We start from the raw sequence: 6,725 nt of genomic DNA on the forward strand, positions 1-6,725 counted from the left end.
CCGTAGGATCCTGGAAGGATCAGGCGATTGGATCGAGGACGGTCGGCCAGGCCTCCTTGTTGGTCTTGATGGCTTCGAGAAGCTTCTCCTCGCCGGTGCGGCGGGCAATCTTCTTCCACTCGGCCTCGGTGTCGGCCATCGCCTGCTCGGCTGTCTTGGCCTTGGTCAGCGCGGCGACGAGGTTCTCATCCAGCGCGTTGTGGAAGGCGGTGGCGCCGGGGTAGTTGATGGTGGGCACGGTGCGGGCGACCGTCTCGCGCACCACGTCCATGTGGTAGGCGTGATAGGTTTGGCGAACCAGCGGATCCGAGAAATCCGATAGCCGGAACGGATCGAAGTAGCCGCCCGGATTGGCAGTCATCCAGGCGTAGATGCGGCTTGAGCCCAGCCACTGCAGGAACAGGTAGCAGGCCTCCGGATTCTTGGCTTGCGAGGACACCGACGCCGACAGATTGAGCCACAGCACCGACCGGCTGACCAGCTTGCCGTCGATCTCGCGGCCAGGCGGCAGCATCGAGCCGATCTTGCCGGTGACAGCTGAATCCTTGTTGCCGGCATTGTCGAGGAATTTCGGCAGATTGGAGAAGGCGCAGGTCATGGCCGCACCGCCCTTGGCGAAATTGCCGTACTGCTCCGGCCAGCCCCAGGAGATCGCATCCGGCGAATGATGCGAGAGCGACGCAATGTACTCGCTGGTCGCCGCGATACCTTGCTCCGAATTGATCAGCGGCTTGCCGGCATCATCGAACAAGAACTGATTGGGCGAAGCCATTGAGACATAACGCTGATACCAGTTGGTGTAGCCCCAGCCCTGGTTGCGTAGATCGGTCGAGCCGAACAGGCCCTTGTCCGGGCGCTGGAAGAAGGCCGCGATCTCGTCATGCTGCTTCCACGTCTTCGGCGCCGCCAGTTCATAACCGTATTTGTCGGAGAAGGCCTTCTTCTCGTTTGCGTCGCCGAACAGATCGGTACGGTAAACCCATGTCTGGAAGTCGCCATCCAGTGACACGCCATAGGTCGAGCCGCGATACTGATTGAGCAGCGAGACGCCCTTGGCGCCGTCGACATAGCCACGCTCGGGATCGTCCCATTCCGGCTTGTACTGCGCGACGAAGTCATCGAGCTTGAGGATGCCGCCGGTTTCGGCGAGGTCGCCGAGACGGTTCCATTCGACCGCGTAGATGTCGTAGGCCCCACCCTTGGTGGAGATGTCCTGCATCGTCTTGGTGAATTCCTGGCCGTTTGGCACACCGACGATTTCCAACGGAATGCCGGTTTCCTTCTCCCAGAGATCCTTGATCGACGGCGCGCCGGCCGGAAACGGCTGGGTTAGCTGGCCGATCGAGCCGTCGGACAGGCCAAGTACGATCTTGGCCGGCGCCTTGCCGGCGCCCTTCATCGCCTTGGCCGCCTCGATGGCGCGACCCTCGGGCGTGTCGGCGCCATATTGATAACGTTCCGAGCCGTCGAAGCCCGTCGGGCCACCGATCATGCCGGGCGCCAGGGCATCGGCCGCATAGGCACGGCTCGGGCGAATGAATTTCGGTGCGATACCTGCGGCGGCAACAAGGACTGCCGCCTTTCCACCGGACGCCAACAAACGGCGCCGCGACACGCGGATCAAATTCGACATTGGAACTCCTCCCTCAGGGCCTTGTTCCTCGACGGCCCTTATGATGGATATTGACGGCACTACACGAAGGCTGTCAACATCATAAATAATCAATACACCTCATAACATCTCATGGGAGGGAAGAATGGCGTTTGTAAAGGCTCTCATACTGAAGCCAGTGCTTGAATTTGAGGGAGCCCGGCTGCCCACCTCCCCGCTTTGGTCTGCTTGGGCACTCTGGTGTAGCGCAGCGGCTTGCGCATCGGCCAAGGCCGGTTACATCATTTCCCATCAGAATCGCGGACGGCGATGAAGCCGCTCTCCGACGGTGGACCCATGAAATGCGTGATCGCGATGCGCCCCTGGCGCGTTTTGGAATGAGGTGATCGACAGTGCGGTCCACCCTGACAGACATAGCCCGGGAGGCCGGCGTTTCGGCCGCCACGGTCGACCGTGTGCTCAACAACCGCGCCGGGGTCAGGGCGCGCACCCGCGAGGTCGTGCTCGAAACGGCGCAGCGGCTTGGCTATATCGCTGAAAATTCGAATAATCCGAGCTCGCTCAACGCGCTGCGCGGTGAGGTAATACGGCTCGATTTCGCCCTGCCCGCCGGCACCAATTCCTTCATCAAGATGCTGCACCGCCAGATCGAGGCGCAGGCGCAGGCGCGGCCCGACCTCGACGTCCGCGTCGCTACTATCGAAGGCTTCAATCCGGACCGGCTTGCCCGTCTGCTGCAGGAACTGCACGGGCAGACGCAGGGCGTTGGTGTGATCGCGCTCGACCATCCAACTGTGCGTGAGGCGATCCGCTCGCTTTCGGCCAGCGGCGTCAGGGTCGTCACCATCGCTTCCGACATCCTGCATGTGCCGAGGGTTGCCTATATCGGCATCGACAACCGCGCCGCCGGCCGGCTCGCCGGCTACCTTCTCAACCGCTTCATGGGCGCAGGGCGTCCGGGCAAGGTCGCGCTGTTCGCCGGTTCGCTCTCCTACCGCGGCCACGAAGAGCGCGAGATGGGCTTCCGCCACATACTGACGGAAGAATCGCCCAATCTGCAGATCGTCGAGATGCGCGAGATGCTCGACGACCGGGAAAAAGCCTATTCGGAGGCCTCCGCCCTGCTGGACCGGCACCCGGACCTGGCCGCCATCTACAATGTCGGCGCCGGCAACACCGGCATCGCCCGCGCACTCAAGGAGCGCGGGCGTGCACTGTCGACGGTCTTTCTCGGCCATGAGGTAACGGAGGGCACCAAGGAGCTCTTGCTCGACGGCACGCTCGACGCGGTCATCGACCAGAACCCGCGCGTCGAGGCCCGCGAGGCGCTCAATACCTTGAGCCATGCGGTCAGGGGCTTGCCTTACGAATTGCACCAGCCAAGGCTGCAGGTGATCTTCAGGGAAAGCATTCCGGAGATCTGAAAGGAGGGCCGAAGCCGATCATAGATGCGCCGTCCAATACGAACAGCGCCTTCGTCTCCGCCGCCGGCGACGACCGTCTCGGCGGCCAGCGCCTTGAACCCGCAAGACGGCGCAAGGACAGACACGCCAGCGGCAGCATAACCGTCATGCTGCCCGATCGAAACCAGCGCATCTGCCCGCTATCACTGCCGACCATGCCATTTCGCTCCTGTGGGTAAGGTTGGTCGCATGGCCGGCCGGTTCGGCATTCGGCTGGTTCGCGGCCGAAGCGGCAGCCGCCACGACGGTGCGCGAACACTGGCGCGGCACGCTGGCGCTCGGCCGCAACGAAACACTGGCGGCAGCCTACTGGCGGCGGGGCACAGCGGGACTGATGGCCGGCTAGAGCTTGCTCACCATCGCTTGCGCATCTTGGCCCAGACCGATTGCGATCCGGTCGCCGGAGACAATGCCTGACATGTCGCAGACAACCAGCGGCATGCTGATTTCGTAGAGGAATTCGGCAACGATGGCGCCGACGGCAAGGATCGGGTCCGGCCGTTCCAGGATAATGCCGGCCGGCGCCGTGCCTCTGCGGATCGCTTCGGCCAGAACCGAAGACGAGGACGACGACCCTCGCCCGCTCGGCATCACCAGGATCTTGCCGGCGATATTGCCGCCCAGGTCCGGATGCGAATGGTCGATGATGTCGCCCGTTTCGACGTCGATCCCGCCCCAGAAGCTGAGCGCCTGCGAAAGCACCAGCGCTGGGCCTTGTGCCGAGCCGGAAAGGTGGAATGTACCGGTTCTGGCCGGCGTCTTCATGGCGCGCCTCGCACGACGCGGCCGGCCGCAGCCGAGCGGACGCAGTCTTCCATGTCACCGAAGGCCACCGAGACACCGATATTGCCAGGTGCGTAATGCGCCCATTTGCCCGAATTGGTCATCACCACGCCATCGAGACGCTCGAGGATCGACGTGACATAGGTGCAGGTGTCGGTGACCGGAACGAGGCCGAAGGCTTCCATGCCGGCCAGTGCGCCTTCCTCCTGCAGCCGCGTCAGCGTCGCGCGCCCTGTGTTGACATAGATTGGGACACCCTTGCCTGGACCGACTTCGCGCAGCAGCGGCAACAGGCGCATCCACTCGTCATAGGAGAAATGCGGCGTGCCTAACGACACGGCTGCAAGCTGCACGCCATCGGGGACGCTCGACAGCCTGGCCAGCGCATGGTGGATGTCAGCGCGAGAGATCCGGATTTTTTCCTCCGGCGCCAGGCCGTGCAACGCCTCATCCGGCGTCTTCGCCTCCGGCGTGATGCCGACGGCATGAAACAGCGCCACGGCACCCGTCGTTGCCGCCGCCGCCCCCAGCGCCTTCAATTGGTCCTCGTCGCGCGGCTGCGGCAGGCCCGATATCACCGGAATGCGGTCGCGAGCCCTTTGCCCGATGATCAGCCCAACCCCGACAAACAGAGCGTCGGTTGGCTCTAAGGCAGCGTCGGTCAGCTCGAACAGGACCTGGCCTCGTCGATTTTCACTCAGGTGCAGCCCCCATGCCGGCGCGCGCCCGGTCATTGCGCAGCACAAATCGACGAAATCGCCATAGCGGTTGGTCCGCGCGCCGATCACCGAATTGGCAAAGACGATGGCGTTGGATTCACCCCAGGCGATCTGCTCGCCAAACCCTGGCCGGAACCGCGTCTGATAGGGCGCGCAGGTGAAGGTCGCCTGGCAGCCGAGTTCCAGATGCGCCTTCATCAGACGGCGCGCCGGCACTTCTTCCGCGGCCGTCATCTTCACCAGCCCGGGATGGATCAGATCGAACGAGCCGACATTCAGCGTCGTCGGCACCCGAACGCGGCCGCCGCCCTCGATCAGCCTTTCGACGAAATCGAGGCTGGCCTGGCCGTGATAAAGGCAGCCGTCGATATGGGCACCGGCAATGTCCAGCAACTTGCGCGCCCCGACCGCCTTCGAAAAGGCAACCAGGATCTTCATGGCGGCAGCGGCTGCCGAGCCTTGCTCGCCATGCAGCATCGACTGGTCGCCCGCATTCAATTCAAGGGGCATCGAGTATTCCGCTTCGGAGTTTGCCCAACCATGCTTTCCCCGACTGCGGGGCGTCTGGCAAGACTGAAGGATTGAATCTGCTAGCTCGCGGCGATCAGCACCGTACTCTCCAGCGACCAGCGCAGCACCACCTCTTGTCCTTCCGCCAGCTTTTTGATGCCGGTGTTCTGCACGATGACCTTGATTGTCTGGCCATCGCGATCGACAAAATACGTGCTGTTGTTGCCGGCGAAGATACGCTTGGAGACCCGCCCCGTGAGCATGTTGGCATGGGCTCGGTCCGGAACGCCGGCATTGGTGGCGATGCGGATTCGTTCGGGCCGCACGGCGCAGCTCGCCTTCATGCCGGCGACAAGCGTAGCCCCCGCGCCTGCGGCAATCCCCGTTCCGTCCGGCAGTCGGATGCCGTTGCCCGTGCTGTCGCCGCGAAGGATGTTGGCGTCGCCCAGGAAGGTGGCGGCAAACTCACTCTTCGGCCGATCGTAGATCTCCTCGGGCGAGCCTTCCTGCACCAGCTTGCCATCGCGCAGAATGCCGATGCGGTCGCTCATCGTCAGCGCTTCTTCCTGGTCGTGGGTGACGAAGATGGTGGTGATGCCGATCTCGCGCTGGATGCGCTTGAGCTCGATCTGCATGTCGACGCGCAGCGCCTTGTCCAGCGCGCCGAGTGGCTCGTCAAGCAACAGCACGCGCGGCCGGATGACGATCGCGCGAGCGAGCGCAACCCGTTGGCGCTGGCCGCCGGACAGCTGGTGCGGCCGGCGGCCGCCGAGCCTGCCGAGTTGCACGAGGTCGAGTGCGCGCTGTACCTCGCTGGCAATCACTGCCTTGGGCTCGCCGCGTACCGACAGGCCGAAGGCGACATTGCCGGCAACACTCATGTTGGGAAACAGGGCGTAGTTCTGGAACACCATGCCGATGCGCCGTTTTTCGACCGGCACCCGCTCGACGCTCTCACCACCTATGGTGATGCGGCCGGAATCGGGAAAGTCGAAGCCCGCGATTTGTCGCAGCAGCGTGGTCTTGCCGCTGCCTGACGGCCCGAGCAGGGCATAGAAGCCGCCATCGGCGAAATCGATGGAGACATCGTCCAGCGCCTTATGGGCACCGAAAGCGCGCGACACGTTCGCTACTTGGACGCCAGCCATTATTTCTCTCCGCCGAATTTGAAGAAGCGCGCCGTCAGCAGCATCAGTGCCATCGACACGACAATGATGATCGTCGAGACCGCATTGATCTCGGGTGTGAATCCCTTGCGGATCGCGGCGTAGATTTCGACCGGCAGCGTCGTCTGGCCGGGCGTCGACAGGAAGTAGGATACGACGAACTGGTCGAAGGACACGGCGAAGGCGAACAGCCCGCCGGCAATGACGCCCGGCATGATCCAGGGCAGCGTGACGCGGTTCGTCACCTGCCATTGATTGGCGCCGAGCGAGCGCGCCGCCTCTTCCAACTCGGGCGCGAAGGTCTGCAGTCGGGCCGACACGACGACAATGACGTAGGGCAGCGCAAGCGCGACGTGCCCGAGCAGGATGGCGAACAGGCCGCGCCCAATGCCGACGCCGAAGAAGAAGATCAACATCGCCGTGCCGGTTATCAGCCACGGAATGGCGATTGGCGGAAACAGCAGCGCCTGCA

The 6,725-nt window shown here is 63.6% G+C and carries 7 protein-coding genes; 2 read left to right on the plus strand and 5 right to left on the minus strand.

The features are described from left to right. Positions 1-19: 19 nt before the first annotated feature. Positions 20-1,633: an extracellular solute-binding protein gene (locus tag NKI59_RS32160; protein WP_352452729.1), complete on the minus strand. Its 1,614-nt coding sequence runs from the start codon at positions 1,631-1,633 to the stop codon at positions 20-22. 371 nt (positions 1,634-2,004) lie between these two features. Here NKI59_RS32160 and NKI59_RS32165 point away from each other — a divergent pair, with 371 nt between their 5' ends. Together NKI59_RS32165 and NKI59_RS32170 are read left to right on the plus strand one after the other, a co-directional pair. Further along, positions 2,005-3,036 (plus strand): LacI family DNA-binding transcriptional regulator, encoded by a 1,032-nt coding sequence (locus tag NKI59_RS32165; protein WP_352708553.1) that lies wholly within the window; start codon positions 2,005-2,007, stop codon positions 3,034-3,036. Between the two features lie 220 nt (positions 3,037-3,256). Beyond that, complete coding sequence (locus NKI59_RS32170) at positions 3,257-3,421, plus strand: SIP domain-containing protein (RefSeq protein WP_352708554.1); 165 nt, start codon at positions 3,257-3,259, stop codon at positions 3,419-3,421. Here the strand turns inward: NKI59_RS32170 and NKI59_RS32175 are convergent. The 4 genes from NKI59_RS32175 to NKI59_RS32190 all read right to left on the minus strand — a co-directional run. Continuing rightward, complete coding sequence (locus tag NKI59_RS32175) at positions 3,418-3,840, minus strand: aconitase X swivel domain-containing protein (RefSeq protein WP_352708556.1); 423 nt, start codon at positions 3,838-3,840, stop codon at positions 3,418-3,420. The two genes, NKI59_RS32170 and NKI59_RS32175, sit on opposite strands and share 4 nt — an antisense overlap. After that, the gene (locus NKI59_RS32180) at positions 3,837-5,087 is read right to left on the minus strand and encodes an aconitase X (protein ID WP_352708558.1); all 1,251 of its coding nucleotides are present in this window, start codon (positions 5,085-5,087) and stop codon (positions 3,837-3,839) included. Before NKI59_RS32180 ends, NKI59_RS32175 begins: the two co-directional genes overlap by 4 nt. A gap of 80 nt (positions 5,088-5,167) precedes the next feature. Beyond that, entirely contained in the window at positions 5,168-6,235 is a 1,068-nt protein-coding gene (locus NKI59_RS32185; protein ID WP_352708559.1) for an ABC transporter ATP-binding protein, read from the minus strand. Further along, positions 6,235-6,725, minus strand: a 491-nt coding sequence (locus NKI59_RS32190) for an ABC transporter permease (protein WP_352708561.1), incomplete at its 5' end; no start/stop codon positions are given. The genes NKI59_RS32185 and NKI59_RS32190, both read right to left, overlap by 1 nt.

It is taken from the genome of Mesorhizobium sp. M0598 (assembly GCF_040320865.1).
Lineage (GTDB): Bacteria > Pseudomonadota > Alphaproteobacteria > Rhizobiales > Rhizobiaceae > Mesorhizobium.

Coding starts and splice junctions, on each gene's coding strand:
- NKI59_RS32160 (WP_352452729.1), bottom strand. CDS start 1,633: ATGTCGAATTTGATCCGCGTGTCGCGGCGCCGTTTGTTGGCGTCCGGT.
- NKI59_RS32175 (WP_352708556.1), bottom strand. CDS start 3,840: ATGAAGACGCCGGCCAGAACCGGTACATTCCACCTTTCCGGCTCGGCA.
- NKI59_RS32180 (WP_352708558.1), bottom strand. CDS start 5,087: ATGCCCCTTGAATTGAATGCGGGCGACCAGTCGATGCTGCATGGCGAG.
- NKI59_RS32185 (WP_352708559.1), bottom strand. CDS start 6,235: ATGGCTGGCGTCCAAGTAGCGAACGTGTCGCGCGCTTTCGGTGCCCAT.